Source organism: Cellulomonas fulva (assembly GCF_018531375.1).
GTDB lineage: Bacteria > Actinomycetota > Actinomycetes > Actinomycetales > Cellulomonadaceae > Cellulomonas > Cellulomonas fulva.
In genome coordinates, this window is the sequence record NZ_JAHBOH010000001.1 from 450,550 (window position 1) to 470,951 (window position 20,402).

21 protein-coding genes are annotated in these 20,402 nt (G+C 74.2%); 2 read left to right on the forward strand and 19 right to left on the reverse strand.

Annotated elements, in window-relative coordinates:
* Positions 1–72: 72 nt before the first annotated feature.
* From KIN34_RS01935 to csrA, 3 genes are all read right to left on the reverse strand, one after another.
* Positions 73–489 (reverse strand): chemotaxis protein CheW, encoded by a 417-nt coding sequence (locus tag KIN34_RS01935; RefSeq protein WP_214346029.1) that lies wholly within the window; start codon positions 487–489, stop codon positions 73–75.
* Positions 486–2,831: a chemotaxis protein CheA gene (locus KIN34_RS01940; RefSeq protein ID WP_214346030.1), complete on the reverse strand. Its 2,346-nt coding sequence runs from the start codon at positions 2,829–2,831 to the stop codon at positions 486–488. The genes KIN34_RS01935 and KIN34_RS01940 overlap by 4 nt, the downstream gene beginning before the upstream one ends.
* A 244-nt stretch (positions 2,832–3,075) precedes the next feature.
* Positions 3,076–3,336, reverse strand: a complete 261-nt coding sequence (csrA, locus tag KIN34_RS01945; RefSeq protein ID WP_214346031.1) for a carbon storage regulator CsrA — start codon at positions 3,334–3,336, stop codon at positions 3,076–3,078.
* Between the two features lie 373 nt (positions 3,337–3,709).
* Here csrA and KIN34_RS01950 point away from each other — a divergent pair, with 373 nt between their 5' ends.
* The gene (locus KIN34_RS01950) at positions 3,710–4,159 is read left to right on the forward strand and encodes a hypothetical protein (protein WP_214346032.1); all 450 of its coding nucleotides are present in this window, start codon (positions 3,710–3,712) and stop codon (positions 4,157–4,159) included.
* 37 nt (positions 4,160–4,196) lie between these two features.
* On the opposite strand, the gene KIN34_RS01955 is transcribed toward KIN34_RS01950, so the two are convergent.
* The 14 genes from KIN34_RS01955 to KIN34_RS02020 form a co-directional block, all read right to left on the reverse strand.
* Complete coding sequence (locus KIN34_RS01955) at positions 4,197–5,444, reverse strand: hypothetical protein (RefSeq protein ID WP_214346033.1); 1,248 nt, start codon at positions 5,442–5,444, stop codon at positions 4,197–4,199.
* A complete protein-coding gene (locus KIN34_RS01960) occupies positions 5,422–7,482 on the reverse strand; it encodes a flagellar biosynthesis protein FlhA (RefSeq protein WP_214346034.1) in 2,061 nt (686 codons plus the stop codon). Before KIN34_RS01960 ends, KIN34_RS01955 begins: the two co-directional genes overlap by 23 nt.
* Positions 7,479–8,651, reverse strand: a complete 1,173-nt coding sequence (locus KIN34_RS01965) for an EscU/YscU/HrcU family type III secretion system export apparatus switch protein (RefSeq protein WP_214351656.1) — start codon at positions 8,649–8,651, stop codon at positions 7,479–7,481. Before KIN34_RS01965 ends, KIN34_RS01960 begins: the two co-directional genes overlap by 4 nt.
* 47 nt (positions 8,652–8,698) lie before the next feature.
* Positions 8,699–9,466, reverse strand: a complete 768-nt coding sequence (gene fliR, locus KIN34_RS01970; RefSeq protein ID WP_214346035.1) for a flagellar biosynthetic protein FliR — start codon at positions 9,464–9,466, stop codon at positions 8,699–8,701.
* Between the two features lies 1 nt (position 9,467).
* On the reverse strand, positions 9,468–9,740 hold the full coding sequence (fliQ, locus tag KIN34_RS01975) for a flagellar biosynthesis protein FliQ (protein WP_214346036.1): 273 nt from the start codon (positions 9,738–9,740) through the stop codon (positions 9,468–9,470).
* On the reverse strand, positions 9,740–10,588 hold the full coding sequence (gene fliP / locus KIN34_RS01980) for a flagellar type III secretion system pore protein FliP (protein WP_214346037.1): 849 nt from the start codon (positions 10,586–10,588) through the stop codon (positions 9,740–9,742). The genes fliQ and fliP overlap by 1 nt, the downstream gene beginning before the upstream one ends.
* Positions 10,585–11,076 (reverse strand): FliO/MopB family protein, encoded by a 492-nt coding sequence (locus KIN34_RS01985; RefSeq protein ID WP_214346038.1) that lies wholly within the window; start codon positions 11,074–11,076, stop codon positions 10,585–10,587. Before KIN34_RS01985 ends, fliP begins: the two co-directional genes overlap by 4 nt.
* A 2-nt stretch (positions 11,077–11,078) precedes the next feature.
* Positions 11,079–11,810 (reverse strand): flagellar motor switch protein FliN, encoded by a 732-nt coding sequence (fliN, locus tag KIN34_RS01990; protein WP_214346039.1) that lies wholly within the window; start codon positions 11,808–11,810, stop codon positions 11,079–11,081.
* Entirely contained in the window at positions 11,807–12,745 is a 939-nt protein-coding gene (locus KIN34_RS01995; RefSeq protein WP_214346040.1) for a flagellar motor switch protein FliM, read from the reverse strand. The genes fliN and KIN34_RS01995 overlap by 4 nt, the downstream gene beginning before the upstream one ends.
* A 178-nt stretch (positions 12,746–12,923) precedes the next feature.
* Complete coding sequence (locus tag KIN34_RS02000; protein WP_214346041.1) at positions 12,924–13,439, reverse strand: flagellar basal body-associated FliL family protein; 516 nt, start codon at positions 13,437–13,439, stop codon at positions 12,924–12,926.
* Between the two features lie 5 nt (positions 13,440–13,444).
* Positions 13,445–14,362, reverse strand: coding sequence for a flagellar motor protein MotB (locus KIN34_RS02005; RefSeq protein ID WP_214346042.1), 918 nt, complete (start codon positions 14,360–14,362; stop codon positions 13,445–13,447).
* On the reverse strand, positions 14,359–15,138 hold the full coding sequence (locus KIN34_RS02010; RefSeq protein WP_214346043.1) for a motility protein A: 780 nt from the start codon (positions 15,136–15,138) through the stop codon (positions 14,359–14,361). The genes KIN34_RS02005 and KIN34_RS02010 overlap by 4 nt, the downstream gene beginning before the upstream one ends.
* Positions 15,138–15,425: a flagellar FlbD family protein gene (locus KIN34_RS02015; RefSeq protein ID WP_214346044.1), complete on the reverse strand. Its 288-nt coding sequence runs from the start codon at positions 15,423–15,425 to the stop codon at positions 15,138–15,140. The genes KIN34_RS02010 and KIN34_RS02015 overlap by 1 nt, the downstream gene beginning before the upstream one ends.
* Positions 15,426–15,658: 233 nt before the next feature.
* Positions 15,659–16,651, reverse strand: coding sequence for an ABC transporter substrate-binding protein (locus tag KIN34_RS02020; protein ID WP_214346045.1), 993 nt, complete (start codon positions 16,649–16,651; stop codon positions 15,659–15,661).
* A 724-nt stretch (positions 16,652–17,375) separates the two neighbouring features.
* Here KIN34_RS02020 and KIN34_RS02025 point away from each other — a divergent pair.
* Positions 17,376–18,605, forward strand: coding sequence for an HNH endonuclease (locus KIN34_RS02025; protein ID WP_237689022.1), 1,230 nt, complete (start codon positions 17,376–17,378; stop codon positions 18,603–18,605).
* Between the two features lie 50 nt (positions 18,606–18,655).
* Here KIN34_RS02025 and KIN34_RS02030 read toward each other — a convergent pair whose 3' ends face one another.
* Together KIN34_RS02030 and KIN34_RS02035 are read right to left on the reverse strand one after the other, a co-directional pair.
* Entirely contained in the window at positions 18,656–19,834 is a 1,179-nt protein-coding gene (locus KIN34_RS02030; RefSeq protein ID WP_214346047.1) for a flagellar hook protein FlgE, read from the reverse strand.
* Positions 19,835–19,914: 80 nt separating this feature from the next.
* Entirely contained in the window at positions 19,915–20,397 is a 483-nt protein-coding gene (locus tag KIN34_RS02035) for a flagellar hook assembly protein FlgD (protein WP_214346049.1), read from the reverse strand.
* Between the last annotated feature and the right edge of the window lie 5 nt (positions 20,398–20,402).

Consider the following 20,402-nt stretch of genomic DNA (forward strand, 5'->3'; position numbering starts at 1 on the left):
ACCAGTCAGATCGACCGGCAGGGGGGCGTGATGAGGGGTCGAGATCCGCTCCATCGTGCGGATCGCGGGGGATCAGGCGGCGGCGGCCTCGTCGACGTCGAGCACCAGCAGCAGCCGGCCCTCGAGCGTGCAGGCGGCGCGGATGAGCGGACGGATCGCGGGGTCGAGCGTGTCCGGCGGGGCCTCGACGCGGTCCGCGGGGACGTCGACGACGTCGCCGATCTCGTCGACCAGGAGGCTCACGGTCTCGCCGCTGACCTGGACGACGACCATCATCTGCTCGTCCTCGTCGGACACGGCCGCGAGCCCCAGCCGGGGCCGCAGGTCCACGGTGAGGACCACCTGGCCGCGCAGGTTGACCAGCCCGGCGACGCCCTCCGGCGCCAGCGGGACGCGCGTGCGGGCGTGCGCGCGCAGCGCCTCCTGGACGCGCTGGACGTCGACGCCGTAGAGGCCGTCGTCCACCGTGAAGGTCACGTAGCTGCTCATCGCACGGCTCCCACGAGCTCGTCGAGGCCGGCGAACGCGTCGTCCGGCACGGGGTCGGTGTAGAAGTCGCGGTCGGCGGCGAGGATCGCGGACCGCACGTCGAGGAGCTCGGTGACCTTGTCGCCCAGCACGGTCGAGCCGGTCAGGCCGGCGTCGTCGATGGTCGAGTGCTTGCCGACCTCGTCCTCGACGATGTCGACGATCTCCTCCACGACGAGGCCCACGGACCGGGTGCCGCGCGTGTAGACGACGAGCAGGAGCTCGTCGGACTCGCGCGCGAACGTGCCCAGCAGCCGGTCGAGCCGGACCAGCGGCAGGATCGTGCCGCGGTACTGGACGACCTCGCGGCCGCCCACGAGCTCGACCTGCTCCGCGCGGACGTGCTCGAGGCGCGCGACCGACGCGAGCGGCATCGCCACCCGGCGGCTGCCGCCGATGCCGGCGACGAGCACCTGCTCGACCTCGGCCCGGGCAGCGGCGCTCGCCTCGGAGGCCGCCCGCGCCGCGAGCTCGCTGTCGCGCGAGATCGCGCGCCGCGCGATCGCCTGCACGTCGAGGATCAGCGCCACGCGCCCGTCCCCGAGGACCGTGGCGCCCGAGTACACCCCGATGGCCTTGAGCCGCGCCGCCAGGGGCGTCACGACGATCTCCTCGGTGGTGAGCACCCGGTCCACCAGCAGGCCGAAACGGTGCTGGTCCGCCTGGACGACGGCGATGACCGCGCTGGACTCGTCGGCCTCCCGGCCGGGGGTCGTCTGGACGCCCAGGACGCCGGCCAGCGACACCAGCGGCAGCAGCTCGCCGCGCAGCCGGTAGACGGGGGCGGCGTGGACGTACTCGATCCCGGAGTCCGAGCGCTGGGTGTCGAGCGCGACGAGCTCGACCACGTGGACCTGCGGCAGCGCGTACAGGTCGCCCGCGCACTCGACGGACAGCGACGGCATGATCGCGAGCGTCAGCGGGATCCGCAGCCGCCAGACCGTGCCGGCGCCGACCGTCGACTCGACGTCGACCGTCCCGCCGATGGCCTCGATGCGCGTGCGCACCACGTCCATCCCGACGCCGCGGCCGGACACGTTGGTGACCTTCTCCGCCGTCGAGAAGCCGGGCAGGAACAGCAGCTGGAGGAGCTCGTTGGGGCTCATCGCCGCCACCTGCTCCGCGGTGCGCAGACCCTTGGCGACGGCCTTGACCCCGACGACCTCGGGGTCGATGCCCCGCCCGTCGTCGCGCACCTCGACCGAGACCTGACCGCCCGCGTGCGAGGCGCGCAGCTCGAGCACGCCCTGCGCCGGCTTGCCGGCCGCGACGCGGTCCTGCGGGGCCTCGATGCCGTGGTCGACCGCGTTGCGCACCAGGTGCGTCAGCGGGTCCTTGACCGCCTCGAGCAGGCTGCGGTCGAGCTCCGTGTCACCGCCCACCATCTCGAGCCGGACCTCGCGGCCGCACATCGCGGCCAGGTCCCGCACGACGCGGGGCATCTTGGACCAGACGTGCTCGATGGGCTGCATGCGCGTGCGCATGACGCCCTCCTGCAGCTCCGAGGCGATGAGGTTGAGCTGCTGGGCGGACCGCGCGAGGTCGACGTCCTGCGCCGACGACGCGAGGCGGCTGATCCGGTTGCGCGCCAGGACCAGCTCGCCGACCTGCCGCATGAGCTGGTCCAGGAGGTCCACGTCCACGCGGATCGAGGAGTCCGCGGCGCCGCGCAGCGTGCCGGTGTCGTCGAGGTGCGCGCCCTCGGCGGGCCGCTGCTTCGGGATGAGGCTCGCGGCCGGGGCGGGCTCGGGTGCGACGGCGGGCTCGGGTGCGACGGCGGGCTCGGGTGCGACCGCGGGCTCGGGTGCGACCACGTCGGACGACGCCTCGCGCGCGAGGGCGGGCTCGTCGGCGGGTGCCTCGGCGGCGGCTGCCTCCGCGGACGGTGCCGCGGGCGCCGCCGCGGGCTCGTCGGGAACGCCCTCCTGCACGCGGGTGATCGCCGCGACGGCGGGCTCGACGTCGACGTCGCCCTCGCCGCCCGTGCGCTCGATCGCGCCGAGCAGGTCGCGCACCGTGTCGACCATGAGCAGCAGCACGTCCGTGGTCGGCTGGTCCATGGTGCGCCGGCCGTCTCGCAGGTCGACGAGCAGGTTCTCCCCGACGTGCGCGACGCGCTCCAGGCGTGCGAACGCCAGGAACCCGCTGGTCCCCTTGATCGTGTGGATCGTGCGGAACACGCTGCTCAGCAGCTCGCGCGAACGCGGAGCCTCCTCGAGCGCGACCAGGTCGCGGTCCAGCTGGTCGAGGTTCTCGTGGCTCTCGACCAGGAACTCGCGGACGATCTCGTCGATGTCCTCCATGACGCCCTTCCCGCCGGGGCTGACGGAGCCACCGGGCAACCGCCCTCATCGGCGGGCGAGGCGCACTGCTGAGGAGTCCGCGCGTCTCCCCCGCTCGCCTCGTCGGCTGGCCGGGGTCGCTCGAGCTCGTCGCTCCTGCGCCAGGACGCGCATGCGCACCGCGTTCTCGGGCCCAGCTGACGAGCTCGCCGACCGGGCGCTCGAGCTCGTCAGGTCGAGCTGACGAGCCCGCGGCGGGTGGGGGTCAGGCGGAGGGGGCGTCGGGGTCCGTCGGCGGGCGGATCGCCCGCAGCGCGTCGACGGTGGCGGCCGCGGCCTCGTCGGGCACCGACGACTCCGCGTTGGCGGCCATCACGGCCTCGAGCACCTCGGCGCGGTGCACCCGCACCGAGCGCGGGGCGTCGATGCCGATCCGCACGCCGTCGCCGCGCACCTCGATGACGGTGACGACGACGCCGTCGCCGATCACGACGCTCTCGCCGGCGCGGCGAGTGAGCACGAGCATGCGGCGACACTACCCGAGCACCCCGGACGAACCCGACCGGGAGGGACGACGCGCCCGGCACGGGACGATCCGCCGCCGACCTCGTGAGCGCCGGACGGGTGACGCGCCGGCCGAGTCCTCAGCGCACCGGGCACCCCACCGATCGGCCGGGTGACCATGCCGTCCGCGGCGACCCGCCCCAGGGAGTGCCATGCTCCGACGACGACCGCCCGACGGGCTCGTCGACCCGTGCCCGCCGGCACCCTGCGCGCCCGCCGCCCCGCCGGGGTCGGCTGCGGGGTCCGCTGCCGGGCCTGCTCCTGTGGCGGCTGCGGCTGCGCCGGCCACCGGCCACGTCGCTCATGCCCACGCGCACGTCCGGAGCACGCTCGCCGTGCTCGCCGTGATCGGCGCGGGCACCGCGGGCGTGCAGGCCGCGAGCGCGGTCGCGTCGTACGACGAGTGGTCCGCCGCACCGCCGTCCGGCGGGCTCGTCCTCGAGCTGCCGGGCCGCACCCAGCACGGCGACCAGCTCGCGCTGCCCGCGGACACGCTCGCCGAGCTGGCCCCCGGAGACGTCCGCACCGTGACGCTGCGCGTCACCAACAGCTCGCACGACGCGCAGGCCGTCGCCCCCGACCACCGCTGGGTGGTCGACGGCGTGGACGGCGACCCGGGCTTCGTCGAGCCGCCGCGCGTCGACGTCGCGGGCCTCCCGCACGTGCTGGCGCCCGGGGCGAGCGCCCTGGTCACCGTCACGGTCGCCACGCCGCCGCAGTGGGCGGCGGACAACCGCGGCCGCGCGGCGCAGCTCGTCGTGCGCTTCGTCGGCACCCACGTCTGACCCGCGCGCGCGGAGCGGCACCCGACCGGACCCGCCGTCACGCGTCCCACCCCTCGCGGCCGCCCAGCGCGGTGTCGAACGCGGCGGCCCAGGCCGCCGGGGTCGCCGGGATGCCGTCGAACCACGCGACCGGCGTGCCGAGACCCAGCACCGCGCCGGGCTCCGTCGTGTCGTAGAGCCCCCGGGCGGCGAGCGCGTCGAACGGGCCGACCTCCGCGAGCCACGTCCGGACGTCGGAGGTCTTCGTGCGGGCGTCGACCAGCGCCCACGCCTGGTCCGGCCGCAGCGCGCGCAGGAGCGCGCCGGCCGCGGCGCGCTCGGCGGCGCCCTCGCCGACCGCGAGCGCCACGACCCACGCGTGGGTCCGCGCCGCGCCGGAGCGCCACGCCTGGGCCTGCGCCTCGTCCGCGGGCCGCGTCCGGGTGGTGCGGCCCTTCGCGGCGGCGCGCGCGGTCGGCGTGCCGGCGGGGACGACGACGTCCGGCGCCAGGCCGCAGCGTTCCGCGAGCAGCGCGGCGGTGGTGTCCACCACGCCCGCGGGACCGGCGACGACGAGCACGTCGCCCGGACCGTGCGGGACGTCGGGCGCCGCGGGCAGACCGAGCACCAGCTCGGCGAGCGTGCGCGGCTCACGGGCGAGCAGCGCGGCCGGGACGCCCAGGCGGCCGAGGCGCACCGCGAGGGGCTCGGGCCGCTCGGGAGCGCGCAGGATCGTGGCCGAGGTCGCGCCACCCGTCGTGCCCGTCGCCGTGCCCGTCGTCGTGCCCGTCGTCGTGCCCGTCGTCGTGCCCGTCGTGCTCGTCGTCGCGCCGTCCGCGCTCCCGGGGGCGGCTGCCGGACCGCCCGACGCAGGCGCGTCCGAGGCGGCGCCGCGCGTGGCGGCCGCGCGCTCGGCCGCGAGCGCGCGGACCTGGTCGAGGACGTCGGCGAACGCGGCGCCGCCGGTCGAGACGACCGGCTTCGTCGGCGAGGTGGCCGGGGCACCGGCACCCCCCGTGCCGTCGGCGCGGTCGGCCGCGTCGGCGGCGTCGAGGAGGTCCTCGATGCCCTGCGGGGCGGGCCGCGGCGTCGGCACGGCCGGCGCGCGGCGCGCCCGCGGGAGTGGTGCCGGGGTGTCCGGCACCTCCACGGTCAGCTCGAAGTGCTCACGCTGGAAGAACCCGGCGATGCCGCCGGAGCGCACGCGCTCGGCACGGACCACCTGCGCCTCGGGGCCGAGCTCGTCGGCCACCTGCGCGAGCAGGGCCGCGAGGTGACCGCCCTCAAGCAGCAATCGCCTGGCCACTGGTCACCACCCCGGCCGTCTCGACGGTGACACCCGATCCGGTGACCTCGGTGTAGGAGAGCACGGGCAGGCGCGGCAGGCCCAGCGCGACGAGGCGGCGCAGCGCGGGCCGGATCGTCGGCGCGCAGACCAGCACCACCGAGCGGCCGCTCGCCTCGGCCTGGGCCACCGCCTCGCGCAGCTGCGCGAGCACCAGCTCGACGCGGCCCGGGTCGACCAGCAGCTGCGTGCCGCCGTCGCCGGGCCGCAGGCCCTCGAGGAGCGACTGCTCGAGCAGCGGCTCGAGGGTCACGACGCGCAGGACGCCGTCCTCGACGTGCGGCGCGGCCAGCGCGGGACCCAGCGCGGCGCGCGCGGCCTCGACCAGCCCCTCGGGGTCGGTGCCCGAGCGGGCGCGCAGCGTGAGCGCCTCGTAGATGCGGCCCAGGTCGCGGATCGGCACCTCCTCGGTCAGCAGGCCCTGCAGCACCCGCTGCACCTCGCCGAGGCTGAGCAGGCCGGGCACGAGCTCCTCGACCACCGACGGGTTGACCCGCTTGACCCCGTCGGTCAGGACGCGCACGTCCTCGCGCGTCATCAGGCGGGCGGCGTTCTGCTGCACCAGCGCGCCCAGGTGGGTGATGAGCACCGAGACGCGGTCGACGACCGTCGCACCGGACAGCTCCGCGGCGTGCCGCATCTCGGCCGGCACCCACTTGCCCGGCAGCCCGAAGACGGGCTCGACCACGGCGGTCCCGGGCAGCGCCGCGAGGTCGTCGCCGAGCGCGAGGACCCGGCCGGCCGGCGCCTCGCCGCGGCCGACCTCGACGCCCGCGACGCGCACGGCGTAGGTCGCCGGCGGCAGGTCGACGCTGTCGCGCGTGCGCACGGGGGGCACGACGATGCCGAGGTCGAGCGCGATCTTGCGCCGCAGCGCGCGCACGCGGCCGAGCAGGTCGCCGTCGGGGCCCTCCCCGACCAGGCCGACGAGGTCCGGCGCGAGCAGGATCTCGAGGACGTGCACGCGCATCTGGTCGATGAGCTGCTCGGGTGTCTCCGGACCGGGCTGCGCGACGGCCGCGCCGGTCGCCTCCTGCTCGGTCTGGGCCGCGGCCTTGCGCTCGCTCGCCTTGATCCGCTGCGCGGCGACCAGGAGCATCGCGCCCACCAGGATGAACGGCACCTTGGGCATGCCGGGGATGAGCGCGAGCACGATCGCGCCCGTCCCGGCGATCGTCAGCGCGCTGCGGGACTGCGTGAGCTGCTTGGCGGCTGCGGAGCCCATGTCGCCCTCGGCGGTCGACCGCGTGACGACGATGCCGGTCGCGACGGAGAGCAGCAGCGCCGGGATCTGGGTGACCAGGCCGTCGCCGATGGTCATGAGGCTGAACCGCTCGAGCGCCTCCGCGGGGGTCATGCCCATCTGCATCATGCCGATGACGAACCCCCCGATGAGGTTGATCACCGTGATCACGATGCCGGCGATCGCGTCGCCCTTGACGAACTTCGACCCGCCGTCCATCGCGCCGTAGAAGTCGGCCTCGGCCGCGACGTCGGCCCGCCGCCGGCGCGCGGTGTCCTCGTCGATCAGGCCCGAGTTGAGGTCGGCGTCGATCGCCATCTGCTTGCCGGGCATCGCGTCGAGCGTGAACCGGGCCCCGACCTCGGCCACGCGCCCGGCGCCGTTGGTGATGACGACGAACTGGATGACCACCAGGATCAGGAAGATCACCAGCCCGATCACCAGCGACCCGCCCACGACGAAGTGCCCGAACGCGTCGATCACCTGGCCCGCGTACCCGTCGCGGAGCACCAGCCGGGTGGACGCGACGTTGAGCCCCAGCCGGAACAGCGTGAGCACCAGGATCAGGGACGGGAACACCGAGAAGTCCAGCGGCCGCCGGACGTACATCGCGGTCAGCAGCACGACGAGCGAGCACGTGATGTTGACGACGATGAGCATGTCGAGCAGCGCCGGGGGCAGCGGCACGACGAGCAGCAGCACGACGCCGACGACTCCGGCGGGCACCGCCATGGGGGCGATCGAGCGGTTCTTCATGCCGTCCTCCCGGACGAGGCGGCCGCGGGCGCGGCGGTGTGGGCACGGTCGGTGTGGGCAGCCTCGGGCCGGCGGGTGGGCCGACGAGCCGCACGCGCGGCTGCCCGGTGGTCGGTGGTGTCGTCGGCGCCCAGGGTCGAGCCACCGGCGAGGCGGTGCTGGCCGGCCGCGGCGCCGCGACGACGCAGCTGCATCACGAACGCGAGCACGGTCGCGACCGCGGTGAACAGGTGGGACGGGACCTCCTGGCCGAGCTCGCACGCGGCGTGCAGCGCACGCGCGAGCGGGACGTCCTCGACCATGGGCACGCGGTGCTCGGACGCGAGCGCGCGCAGCTTGGCGGCCACCGCGCCGGCGCCCTTGGCGACGACGCGCGGCGCGCCGGTCCCGGGCTCGTAGCGCAGGGCCACGGCGACGTGCGTGGGGTTCACCAGCACGACGTCGGCGTTCGCGACCTCCGCGAGCATGCGGTTGCGGCTCATCGCCATCTGCTTGGACCGGATCTGCCCCTTGACCAGCGGATCGCCCTCGGAGCGCTTGTGCTCCTCCTTGATCTCCTGGCGGGACATCCGGGTCTGCTTGCGGTTGCGCCGCATGACCACGACGACGTCCGCGAGCGCCAGCACCAGGCCGGCCGCGATGCCCAGGCGCAGCAGGCTCGTCGTCCCCGAGCCCGCCTGCGTGAGCAGCTCGCCCACGGGGAGCCGGCCGGACGCGAGCACCAGCGGGACCAGACCCTGCACGGCGGACCACAGGACCAGCGCGACCACGGCCGTCTTCAGGAGCGTCTTGGCGCCCTGCCACCACGCCTGCGGCCCGACGAGCCGCTGCACCGCCGAGCGCGGCTTGAGGTGGTCCACGTGCAGCTTGAACCGCTGCGGGCGCCAGCCGCCCTGCGCGAGGCCGACGGCCAGCGTCACCGCGACGGCCACGGCGAACAGCGGCGCGAGCGTGCCGAGGACGCTGCGCAGCCCGTCGGAGAGCGCGGCCACGGCCCCGTCGGCCGTGGGGTCGAGCGCCGCGTCCCGCACGGCGGCGAGCTGCGAGCGCGCGGCGTCCTGGCCCCGGCTCACCACGGTGGGCAGCATGAGCGCGGCGGCGCCGAGCCCCAGCCACGCGGACAGGTCCTGCGAGCGGCCGAGACCGCCCTTCTTCAGGACGTCCTTCATCCGCTGGGGTGTGGCCTTCTCGGTCTTCTCGCCCCCGCTGTCCCCGCTCACGGCAGCAGCCCCAGCATCCCGGCCACCGACTCGCCCGTGAGCGCCTCGATGACGTGCGGCAGCCCCACGATCGCGAAGCCGGACAGCGTGAGGGTGAGCATGACCTTGAGCGGGAAGCCGAGCGCGAACGCGTTGAGCGCGGGCGCCACGCGGGTCAGCAGGCCCAGGCCGACGTCGGCGAGGAAAAGCACGACGATCAGCGGGCCGGCGATCTGCAGCGCCGCGAGCATCATCTGGCCCAGGCCGTCGGTCAGCTCGGCGGCGACCGCAGCGGGGTCGAGCATCGCGTCGAGCGGCAGGGCGTCGAACGTCCGCAGCAGGCCGCCGACGACGACGAGGTAGCCGTCGGAGACGAAGAGCAGCACCAGGGCGAGCAGCTGGTAGAACCGCTGGAAGATCGCCCCGCTGGTCATGCCCATGGGGTCGTAGCCCGACGCGACCTGGAAGCCGCCGAACATGTCGATGAGGCCGCCGGCGGACTGCACGGCGGAGAAGACGAGCTGCACGCCGAACCCGAGCGCGGCGCCCACGAGCGCCTGCGCGACCAGCGCGCCGACGAAGGCCACGGTCCCGTCGTCGGCCAGCGGCTGCACGTGCGGCGCGACCGCGATCGCCAGGCCCAGCGCGAGCGCGACCTTGACCTGCGCGGGCACCGCCCGGTGCGAGAAAGGCGGCGCGAGCACCAGGAACGCGGCGATCCGCACGCTGGCGAGCATGACCGTCTCGATCTGCGCGAGCGGCAGGGTGAGGGCGATCGGTCCCACGTCAGCCCCCCACCAGCGCGGGGATGCGCGCGAACAGCTCGTCGGTGAACGTCACGAGCTCGGTGATCATCCAGTGCCCGCACACCAGGAGCGCGACGCCGGCGGCGAGCGCCTTGGGCACGAACGACAGCGTGATCTCCTGGATCTGCGTCACCGACTGCACCAGGGACACGACGAAGCCGACGACGAGCGCGCTGACCAGCACCGGCGCGGCGAGCTTGGCGGCCAGGACGAGCGCGTCGAACGCGACGTCGAGGACCGCGCTGGTGTCCATCAGCCGCTCCCGGTGTAGGAGCCGATGAGCGACGTGACGACCAGGCCCCAGCCGTCGACCAGGACGAACAGCAGGATCTTGAAGGGCAGCGAGATCATCACCGGCGGCAGCATCATCATGCCCATCGCCATGAGGACGGCGGAGACCACCAGGTCGATGACCAGGAACGGCACGAAGATGACGAAGCCCATGATGAACGCCGACCGCAGCTCCGAGAGCAGGAACGCGGGGATCAGCGTGGCCATCGGGACGTCCTCCGGCGTGGCCGGGTTCGGGCGGTCCGCGGCGCGGGTCAGCAGCGCCAGGTCCTGCTCGCGCGTGTGGCCGAGCATGAAGTCGCGCAGCGGGGCCTCGGCGACGTCGACCGCCTGCGTGAACGTCATGTCCCCGGCCAGGTAGGGCTGCACCGCGTCGGTGTTCACGTCGCCCAGCACGGGCGCCATGACGAAGATCGACAGGAACAGCGCCAGCCCGGCGAGCACCTGGTTGGGCGGCACGCCCTGCAGGCCGAGCGCGTTCCGCGTGAACGCCAGGACGACGAAGATCTTGGTGAAGCTGGTCATCATCAGCAGCAGCGCGGGCGCGACCGAGAGCAGCGTGATCGCGAGCAGCACGACGATCGACGAGCTCGGCGTCCCGTTGACGCCGTTGACCGCCACGGAGACGGTGTCGCCCGGGTTCGCCGGCGTCGCGGGGGCGGACGGCTCGGCGGGCGGCGTGGGCGCGGCCCACGTCGGTCCCGCGAGCACCGCGCCGAGCACGACGAGCACCACGGTCGCGACGAGCCCGACGAGCACGCGCACGCGGACGCGTGCCCCGGGCACGGCGACCGGCTGGACGGCGGTCATCGTCGGACCGTCCGCTCCTGCAGCGTGCGCACGAACGTGCGCCACGTGTCCGGCGCCAGGACGGACCCCTCGAGCTTCCCGGGCTTGACGGCCGCCCCCAACGCGGCCGTGATCCCGTCACTCGTCCGGTCCGCCGGCCGGTCGACCTGCGGGGCAGGTCTCGCGGCGGGCCGGGGGGCGACCTGCTGGCGTGGTGGCGGCGCCGGCGGGGTGCCGCTGGCCGGGGCCGCGACCACCGGGCCGAGCTCGGTGAGCATCGTGACCTGCTGCTCGCCGTACCCGACGAGGATGCGGCGGTTGCCGACCGCCACCACCGCGACGCCGGCGTGCCGGCCCATGCCCTGGCGGCCGACGACGCGCACGTCGTGCTCGTTCTGCGTGCGCACGCGGCCGGTGCCGCCGGAGAGCTTGCGCCCGGCGAACCAGATGAGGCCGACGACGCACGCGAGCGAGAGCACCACGCGCGCGACGAGCATGATCCCGTCCATCGTCAGCGTCCGTCGTCGTCGGTGACGATCTCGGTGATCCGCACGCCGTACACCTCGTCGACGACGACGATCTCGCCGCGCGCGATGAGGCGGCCGTTGACCATGACGTCGGCGGGGCTGCCCGCCGCGCGGTCCAGCTCCAGCACCGTCCCGGGCACCAGGTCGAGCACCTGGCGCACCGGCAGCGTGGTGCGGCCGATCTGCGCCGTGAGCGTCATGTCGACGTCGTAGAGCATGCGCATCGAGCCGCGCTGCGTCGGCACCCGCGTCGCGGCGGCGGCCGGGGCCTGGCCGGCGCGGACGCGCACGGCGAACCACGCGAGCGTCATGCCCTCGTGCTGCAGCGCGTACACCTCGGCACCGGGCACCAGCACCTGCGCGACGGGCTCGGTGCGCACCGCCTCGAGGACGCCCGCGCCGAGCACCTGCGCGGCGGCCTCGAGCGCCGGACGCAGCGCGTCGCCCGCGACGAGGCGGGCACCGGCGGCCGCACCGGCGGCCTCGACGTCCGCGAGCGCGTCGCCGGCGATCAGCAGCAGGTCGGCGCTCGGGGCGCCGACGAAGGTGGCGACGACGGCCTGCGCGTCGGCGGGCACGTCACCGGCCGCGCACGGCACGGCGACCAGCGGGACGGACGCCGGGACCAGGGCGGCGGCGGCCTGCGCGACCGCGGCCGCGTCGACGCTCGTGCTCGTCGTGCTGCCGGAGGCGACGGACGTGGCGGTGGGGGTCATGCGCGGTTCTCCTCGGTGACGGCGACGACGCGGCACGCGAGCCGGGGCCCGTGGCTGCCGATCGCGGCCTGGGCGAGCACGACGTCGTCGACGACGACGTCGAGCGGCTCGGTGGACGGGTGGGTGAGCGGCAGGACGTCGCCCACCGCGAGCGCGAGCACGTCGCGCGGCTGGACCGTGACGGGCGCGAACCGGACGCCGACCTCGACGGGCACCGCGGAGACCGCGCGGCCCAGGTCGGCGTGCGCGAGCTCGGCCCGGCGGCGGTCCTCGGGGCTCGCGGACACCGTGCCGTCGGCCACCTGGAGCGCGGCGATCATCTGCTCGGCGGGGAGCATCAGCGTGATGGTGTCCTCGCGCTCGCCCATGCGCAGCGTGAACGTCGCGACGAGCACGGCGTCGGACGCCGCCGCGGCCTGCACGAACTGCGGGTTGTACTGGACGGAGCGGACGTCGAGCGCGATCCGGGTGATGCCGGCGAACGCGTACTCGAGGTCCGAGAGCGCGTGCTGCAGGAGCTCGCGGACGAGCGTGAGCTCGATCTCGGTCAGCTCGCGGCCGGGGCGGTCGTCGCCGCGGCCGTCGCCACCGAACAGGTAGTCGATCCAGACCATCGTCGTCGCCACCGGGAGCTGCACCACGCCGGTCTGGCGGTTCGGCTCGACCGTGCACAGGACCATGGCGGTGGGCGTCGGCAGGAGGCTCACGTACTCGTCGTACGTGTGCAGCGCGATCTGCTCGAGCTCGAGGTGCGTGACCACGCGCAGGCGCGCGGTGAGCTGGGTGCCGAACTGCCGGGCGAAGCGCCCGAACGCCATCTCGAGGTGGCGCGCGTGCTCGCGCACGAGCGTGAGCGGGCGGCGGAAGTCGTAGAGCTCCACCTGCGGCTCGCGGGTGCGCGCAGGGGCACCCGGAGCGGTGTCGAGGACGGTCACGGCCGATCCATCGGCGGGCAGGCGCGCGTTGTGAGCAGTTGGCCCGAGCGGGTGGCCTGGTCTGCGCCCCGTCCCTCCGTGGGCGGGTCCCCCTCGCGGGGTGCGCAGCGGTGCGGCGCCCTCCATGGCGCCCCGGTGCCGCCGGCGTCCGGCCGGCGGGTGCAGCGAGCGGTGTGCGCTACTGCGTGACGTAGTTGGTCAGGTAGACCCCCATCACCTCGCCCTCGTAGACCTCGTCGAGCTGCTCGGCGAGCTCGTCGCGCAGCTTGTCGCGCGTCTTCGGGTCGGAGATCTCCTTGACCGTCCGGCCGGAGAACAGCGCGATCGCGTGGTCCACCGCGGCGGCCGGGTCCGGCGCCTCGTGCGCGTCGGCCGTGAGCTGCAGCGAGAAGCCGAGACGCAGGTAGTGGCCGTCCGTGAGGTTGAGGCTGACGGGCTCGACCGCGAGCACCTCGCCCTTCTCGGGGGTGGGCTCCTCGGCCGGCTCGGCCGCCGCGCCGCTCGGGCGCAGGAGGAACCACCACGCGGCGCCCGCCGCGAGCAGCACGACGAGCCCGACGACCAGGACGAGCTTCTTCTTCGACTTCGTGGCCGGCTCCGGCTCGGGCTCGGGCGCGGGCGTGGACTTGGCGCCGCCGATCTTGCCCGCGCCGATCTTGGCCCCGCCGCCGACCACTCGCTGCTCCACGGGCATCTCACTCACTCCTTGCTGAGCGCGGGCAGCAGGGCCCGCACCGTCTCGGGGGCGTCGGACAGGATGACGAGGTCGACGCGGCGGTTCGCGGCGAGCGCCTGCGCACCCGATCCCTTGACCAGGGGCCGCTCGTCGCCGAAGCCGACGGCCATGATCCGGTCGCCGGCGAGGCCGTCCTCCTCGACGAGGTGCCGCAGCACCCGCGTCGCGCGGTCGGCGGACAGCTCCCAGTTGGTCGCGTACCGGCCGGACACCGGCAGCACGTTGGCGTGGCCCTCCACGGCGATGTCCTCCCCGAGCCCCTTGAGGGTCGGGCCGGCGACGTCGAGGACGCGGCGCGCCGTGGCCGTGAGGTCCGCGCTGGCGGCGGCGAAGAACACGTCGTCGGCGACGAGCCCGAGCACCAGCCCGCGCTCGTCGACCCGGAACCGCACCGTGTCCCCGAGGCCGGCCGAGTCGAGGTGGCGCTGGATGGCGTCGCGGATCTCGTCGAGGTGCGCGGACTCGGCCCGTGCGGCGGCGAGGACCTCGGGGTCCACGCCCGACGCGGGGGCGTCCGACGAGGTGGCGCTCGGCGAGGGCGTGGTGCCCTGCTGGCCGAGCCCCATGTCGGCGTCGACCATGCCGGCGGTGCCCTGCTGCGAGCTCGTCTGCGGCACCACCGACTGGCCGTCGAGCGTGCCCGCGGTGCCGTCCAGGATGGAGTCGGTCCCCGTGTTGTCCTGGAACCCGGCGGCCAGCGACTCGCGCAGCGCGATGTACTTCTCCTGGTCCACCTGGCTGATGGCGAACAGCACGATGAACAGCGCCATGAGGACCGTGATCATGTCGGAGTAGCTCACCAGCCAGCGCTCGTGGTTGACGTGCTCCTCCTCGTGGTCGCCGCGCCGCCGGCGCCCGCCGCCCCCCGCGTGGCCGCTCATGCGGCGGCCTTGTCGTCGGACGCGGCGACGAGGTCCGCGGGGATGAGCGAGCGCAGGCGCTCGCCGACCACGCGCGGGTTGGCCCCCGCCTGCACGGCGAGCAGACCCTCGAGCGTGACCTCCATGTGGGCGCACTCCAGGTCGGAGATGCGCTTGATGCGGGCCCCCAGCGGCAGCCAGACGACGTTCGCCGAGAGGATGCCCCACAGGGTCGCGACGAAGGCCGCGGCGATCGAGTGTCCGAGCGCGGCCGGCTCGGAGAGGTTCTCCAGCACGTGGACCAGGGAGATGACCGTGCCGATGATGCCGATCGTCGGCGCGTAGCCGCCCATGTCCGCGAAGTACTTGGCGTTGACCTTGTCCGAGGTGCGCTTGGTGGCGATCCGGTCCTCGAGGATCACGCGCAGGTCCTCCGGGTCGGTGCCGTCGATCGCGGCCTGGAGGCCCGAGCGCAGGAACTCGTCGTCGATGTCCTTCGCGGCGTCCTCGAGCGCGAGCAGACCCTCGCGGCGGGCGCGCTCGGCGAGCGAGACCACCGTGTCGACCGTCTGCGACGGGTCGGGCGCCTTGGAGCGCAGCGCGCGCGGGACCGCGGCGAACGCGTTCTTGACGTCGCGCAGGGTGTGCCCGGCGACGCCCACGCCGATCGTGCCGACCCACACCAGCAGGAGCGGTGCGGGCAGCATGATCGACATCGGGTCGGCGCCCTCGAGGATCAGCGCGCCGAAGATCGCCGTGAGCGCGACGCCGATGCCGATGAGTCCAGCGGGGTCCATCACACGCTCCTCGGTCGTAGCGGGAGCGGCGGGTCCACGGGCTCGTCGTCGTCCGGGAGGTCCGGGACGGGCGTGAGCCGCGTCTGCGACCGGAGCTCCTGGGACCGCGCGAGCACCTGGGCGGCGCGCTCGTCGATGCGGGAGATGACCTCGGCGAGGGGCTCGGCGACGATGTACTTGGTGCCGTCGATCAGCGTGATGATCGTGTCCGGCGCGGAGTCGACCCGCTGGATCAGGTCGGGGTTGATCCCGAACCTGTCGCCGGTCAGGCGTGTGACAACGATCATGACGAGCCCCGTCCCTGGTCCTTCGGTGCGACCGTCGGCCGCGTCGGGCCCGTCCATGGGCCCTCAGTCCCCCCTATCGGCGGCGCTCACCAGGACCTGAGGAACCCGTCGCGCACGGTCCCTCCGACGCCGAACGCCACGCACCGGACGCGAGCGCCGCCGCGGGGCGGGCGCTCGGCGCCGGTGCGTGGCGCTCGATGACAGGGCGGTTCAGTACTCCGGGAGCCGGCGCGTCAGTACGCGCGGGCGTCCACCTCCGCCTGCGTGATCGTCTGGTCGAAGGCCTGGTCGAACACGATCGTCTCGCGCGGGAGCTGCTCGCCCGCGTAGACCTTCTTGATCGTGTCGAGGATCTGGTCGCCGAAGACCGGGTTGCACTCGACCACGTAGTTGAACTTCTTGTCGACGAGCGCCTGCAGCCCGTCGCGCACGCCGTCGACGGAGACGATCTGGATGTCCTCGCCCGGCTTCTTGCCCGCCGCCTCCATCGCCTCGATGGCGCCCAGGCCCATGTCGTCGTTGTGCGTGAACAGGAGGTCCATGTCCGGGTACGCCTGCAGCGCGGCCTCCATCGCGGCCTTGCCCTCGGCGCGCGTGAAGTTGCCGGACGCCTTGCCGACGATGTTCTGCTGGCCGACGATCGTGTCGAAGCCGGCCTCGCGGTCCACCTGCGCGCCCGAGCCGAGCGTGCCCTGCAGCTCGAAGATCTTCGCGTCGGGGTAGTTGACCGTCACCCACTCGCCCGCCGTGGTGCCCTCCGCCTCGAAGTCCGCGCCGATCCAGGTGACGTAGGCGTCGACGACCGTCGTGTCGACCGTGCGGTCCACCAGGACGACCGGGATCTCGGCGTCCTTGATCTCCTGCAGCACCTCGTCCCAGCCGGTCTCGACGACCGGGGAGAACGCGATGACGTCGACGCCCTGGTCGATGAAGTCGCGCAGCGCCTTGATCTGGTTCTCCTGCTTCTGCTGCGCGTCGACGAACGTCAGGTCGATGCCGTTCTCCGCCGTCAGGCTCGCCTTGACCGACTCCGTGTTGGCCGTGCGCCAGCCCGACTCGGCGCCGAGCTGCGAGAAGCCGACCTTGATGGGTCCCGAGCCGGGTGCCGCGCTCTGGCCGCCGGTGCCGCCGGTCTCGTCACCCCCGCCGCTGCACGCGGTGAGCCCGAGGGCCAGGACCGTCACGACCGCTGCCAGGCCGCGCGTACGCATCGTCTTGCCGAACATGCTTTCTCCTCATCGAGAAACGTGTCGTGTGCGGGCGGCGCCCCGTCGCGCCGCCGACGCCGGAGCCCGTTCGCGCTGCCCCGACGTGCACGTCGGTGCGATGTTAGCGCTCACACTCGCGTGCCGATGCGGCCGACCGGGCGATCCAAAACGGACACGCGCCGCGGGGGGCCTGTGCGGAGCGCGAGCATCCACAAGCCGTTAGGAGGTAGTTGTTCGCACGTGTGTTCGATAGGATGGTGGCATGAGATCGAGCCCGCGTTCGCCGCAGCCGAGGATGGCGCCGTCGTCGGTCGTGCCGTCGTCGGTCGTGCCGCGCTCGGCCGGTCTGCTCGAGCCGTGGCACACGGATGCGATCCCGGGCGACGGCGTCCCCCGCATCCCGGTCGCCGGTGGTCGACCGGGCCCGACGCTCTCGGCGATCGAGCGCATCCGCGACGACCTCCGCGCGCTGGCCCTGGCCCCTGCGGGCGATCACGCGCCGCAGCACCAGCCCGCCGGGGACCGATCCACGCAGGACCGAGCGACTCAGCGCACCGCCGTGCGGAACCCGGCCACGAAGGGGCAGGCCACGCAAGACCCGTCGACCCGGGTCCGGCCCGCGGGGTCCCTGCAGGGCCAGGCGGCTCAGGGCGAGGTGGCTCAGGATCAGGCGGCTCAGGATCAGGCGGCTCAGGATCGGGCGGCGCGGGATCAGGCGGCGCGGGTCGAGCTGATCGCAGGGTTGGAGCGGCTCAAGGCTGCGGCGTGTGCGGCGCAGGCGGCGCTGTCGCTCGAGCTGGACGAGCAGCAGCGTCGCCAGGAGGCGGCGGTCGGTGTGCCGGTGGACCGGCGCGGTCGCGGGGTGCCGCTGCAGGTCGGGCTCGCCCGCGGGCAGTCACCCCACCAGGCCCGCGCCCTGCTGGGCGCGGCCCGGATCTGGGCCCAGGAGATGCCGCACACGTTCACGGCCCTGGCGTCCGGGCACCTCGACGAGCTCCGTGCGGTCCTGCTGGTCCGCGAGACCGCGTGCCTACCGGTGGAGGCCCGCGCCGAGGTCGACCGTGAGCTCTGCGCCGACCCCCGGTCGCTGCACGGCGTGGGCGTACGTCGCCTGCTCGCCCGAGCCCGCGCCTGCGCGGCCCGCCTGGACCCCGCCGCCCTGGTCCGACGCGCCGCCCGCGCCGAGAACGACCGCTGCGTGACCATCCGACCCGCCCCCGACGCGATGGTCTACCTGACCGCGCTGCTGCCCGTCGCCCAAGGCGTCGGCGCCTACGCGGCACTGCGCGCAGCCGCCGACACCGCCCGGCAGTCCGGTGACCCACGCAGCCGCGGGCAGGTCATGGCCGACACCCTGACCGAACGCCTCACCGGCCGCACGTCCGCGCCAGACGTACCCGTGACCGTGAACCTCGTGGTCTCCGACCGCACCCTGCTCGCCGCAGGCACCGACGCCGCGCACGTCGACGGGTACGGGCCGATCCCCGCCCAGGTCGCCCGCAACGTCGTCGCCGCCGGCCTCGACGCCGGCACCGCGTGGCTGCGGCGCATCTACACCACGAGCGGCGGCGACATCGTCGCCAGCTCGTCGACCGCACGGTTCCACCCGCCGGGCCTCGCCGCACTCCTCCGCGTGCGCGACCAGGGCCTGTGCCGCACGCCGTACTGCGACGCACCCGCACGCGAATCGGACCACATCACGCCGTTCGACGACGGCGGCGAGACCTCCCTCGCCAACGGACAGGCCCTGTGCCAGGCGTGCAACCTCGCCAAACAAGCACGCGGCTTCACTCAGCACGTCGCACGCCGACCCGGCCACCACACGGTTGTCACCACGACCCCGACCGGCCACGAGTACACGAACCGTGCACCCGCACCGCCGGGGTGCTCGAGCGACCCGCCCCCAGCCGAGCGCGGGCCGCTGTCGGGGGTCGACCTCGCGTTCGCGCGGCTCCTCGACGAGGCCGCGTGAGCGCGCCGGACCGAGCGCCGGCGGTGGGAGCCGGCGCTCGGGGTCGGAGGTCAGCGCTTGAGGTTCACCAGCTCCTGGAGGACCTCGTCGGACGTGGTGATGACGCGCGAGTTCGCCTGGAAGCCGCGCTGGGCCACGATCAGGCTGGTGAACTCCGAGGACAGGTCGACGTTCGACATCTCGAGCGCGCCGCCCGCGAGCGAGCCGCGTCCGCCGGTGCCCGCCGTGCCGATCGAGGCGTCGCCGGAGTTGACCGTGGTGCGGAACAGCGAGCCGCCGGCCTTCTCCAGGCCGGCGGGGTTGGTGAACCCGCCGATCGCGATGCGTCCGACGACCTGCTTGAGCCCGTTGCTGAACGCGCCCGTGATGGTGCCGTCGGCGCCCAGCGAGAACGACTGCAGCGTGCCTGCGGCCTGACCGTCCTGCTTCGTCGCCTTGACGGTGTCGAGACCGGAGAAGCCGGTGAGGGTGGACAGGTCGACCGCCACGCCGCCGACCGTCAGGGACGTCGGGGAGGTGAGGGCGCCGTCGGCGTCGAACGTCATCGCCGCGGAGGCGACCGACGACGAGCCGTCCGAGGCTGCCACGGCCCAGCCGGTCGACGACTTGGTGAAGGTGAGGGTCAGCGTGCGGGCCTCGCCCGTCGAGCTGTAGAGGTCGATCGTGCGGTTGAGCACGGTGCCGTCGGCGGCGGCGGAGTCGAGGTTGCCCGCGTAGGTCGCCGCGGTCGACTCGACGGCCGCCATCACGGTGCCGGACGGCACCTTGAGGTCCGTGATCGGGCCGTTGGTGTCGATCACGCCGTCCACGGCCATCCAGCCCTGGACGAGCGCGCCCTCGCCCGGCAGCACCATGTTGCCGGTGGCGTCGAAGTCGAACGACCCGGCGCGCGTGTAGTACGACTCGTTGCCCTTGCGGACCACGAAGAAGCCGTCGCCCTGGATCATCATGTCGGTGCTGCGGCCCGTCATCTGCGACGCGCCCTGCGTGAAGTTGGTGGTCACGCCCGCGACGCGCACACCGAGGCCGATCTGCGCGGGGTTGGTGCCGCCGACGCCGGCCTGAGCGCCGCCGGCGCCCATGAGCATCTGGCTGAGGGTGTCCTGGAACTGGACCTGCGAGGACTTGAAGCCCGTGGTGTTGACGTTGGCGATGTTGTTGCCGGTGACGTCGAGCATCGTCTGGTGGCTGCGCAGGCCGCTGATGCCGGAGAAGAGCGAGCGGAGCATGACGGTTTCCCTTCGGGGGCCGTGCCGGGGTGGCACGGGAGCTGATGAGGTTGCTGGCTGGGGGTGCGGCCGGGGCCGGGTCAGGACTCGTCGTCCGGGGTGGTCTCGTCCGGGGTGCTGTCGACGGGGTCCGGCGTGGTGATGGCGCCCGTGCGCGTCACCGTGCCGACCTGGTCGAGGGGGATCTCCTCGCCGCCGACGGTCACGGTCGGGACAGCGCCCGCGTAGGAGACCGCGTCGACCACGCCGGTCTGCACGGTCCCGTCCGCGTCCGTCCAGGACACGGTCTGCCCGACGAGCGAGGCGCCCGCCACGCGCATCTGCAGCGCGAAGGACTCCCGCGAGGTGTCCGAGATCTCGACCAGTCGCTCCATGGTGGCCAGCTGCGTGGTCTGGGCCATGAGCTGCGAGGAGTCCATCGGCGAGGACGGGTCCTGGTTCCGCAGCTGCGCGACGAGCAGCTCGAGGAACGCCTGCTGGTCGAGCGTGTCGTTCGAGGCCGACGTCGTGGACGCCGCGCCGTAGCCCGTGGCCGCCGTGGCGTACGTGGTGTCGATGCTCATGGGTG

Coding starts and splice junctions, on each gene's coding strand:
- KIN34_RS01935 (WP_214346029.1), bottom strand. CDS start 489: ATGAGCAGCTACGTGACCTTCACGGTGGACGACGGCCTCTACGGCGTC.
- KIN34_RS01940 (WP_214346030.1), bottom strand. CDS start 2,831: ATGGAGGACATCGACGAGATCGTCCGCGAGTTCCTGGTCGAGAGCCAC.
- csrA (WP_214346031.1), bottom strand. CDS start 3,336: ATGCTCGTGCTCACTCGCCGCGCCGGCGAGAGCGTCGTGATCGGCGAC.
- KIN34_RS01960 (WP_214346034.1), bottom strand. CDS start 7,482: ATGAAGAACCGCTCGATCGCCCCCATGGCGGTGCCCGCCGGAGTCGTC.
- KIN34_RS01965 (WP_214351656.1), bottom strand. CDS start 8,651: ATGAAGGACGTCCTGAAGAAGGGCGGTCTCGGCCGCTCGCAGGACCTG.
- fliQ (WP_214346036.1), bottom strand. CDS start 9,740: ATGGACACCAGCGCGGTCCTCGACGTCGCGTTCGACGCGCTCGTCCTG.
- fliP (WP_214346037.1), bottom strand. CDS start 10,588: ATGACCGCCGTCCAGCCGGTCGCCGTGCCCGGGGCACGCGTCCGCGTG.
- KIN34_RS01985 (WP_214346038.1), bottom strand. CDS start 11,076: ATGGACGGGATCATGCTCGTCGCGCGCGTGGTGCTCTCGCTCGCGTGC.
- fliN (WP_214346039.1), bottom strand. CDS start 11,810: ATGACCCCCACCGCCACGTCCGTCGCCTCCGGCAGCACGACGAGCACG.
- KIN34_RS02000 (WP_214346041.1), bottom strand. CDS start 13,439: ATGCCCGTGGAGCAGCGAGTGGTCGGCGGCGGGGCCAAGATCGGCGCG.
- KIN34_RS02005 (WP_214346042.1), bottom strand. CDS start 14,362: ATGAGCGGCCACGCGGGGGGCGGCGGGCGCCGGCGGCGCGGCGACCAC.
- KIN34_RS02010 (WP_214346043.1), bottom strand. CDS start 15,138: ATGGACCCCGCTGGACTCATCGGCATCGGCGTCGCGCTCACGGCGATC.
- KIN34_RS02015 (WP_214346044.1), bottom strand. CDS start 15,425: ATGATCGTTGTCACACGCCTGACCGGCGACAGGTTCGGGATCAACCCC.
- KIN34_RS02020 (WP_214346045.1), bottom strand. CDS start 16,651: ATGTTCGGCAAGACGATGCGTACGCGCGGCCTGGCAGCGGTCGTGACG.
- KIN34_RS02030 (WP_214346047.1), bottom strand. CDS start 19,834: ATGCTCCGCTCGCTCTTCTCCGGCATCAGCGGCCTGCGCAGCCACCAG.
- KIN34_RS02035 (WP_214346049.1), bottom strand. CDS start 20,397: ATGAGCATCGACACCACGTACGCCACGGCGGCCACGGGCTACGGCGCG.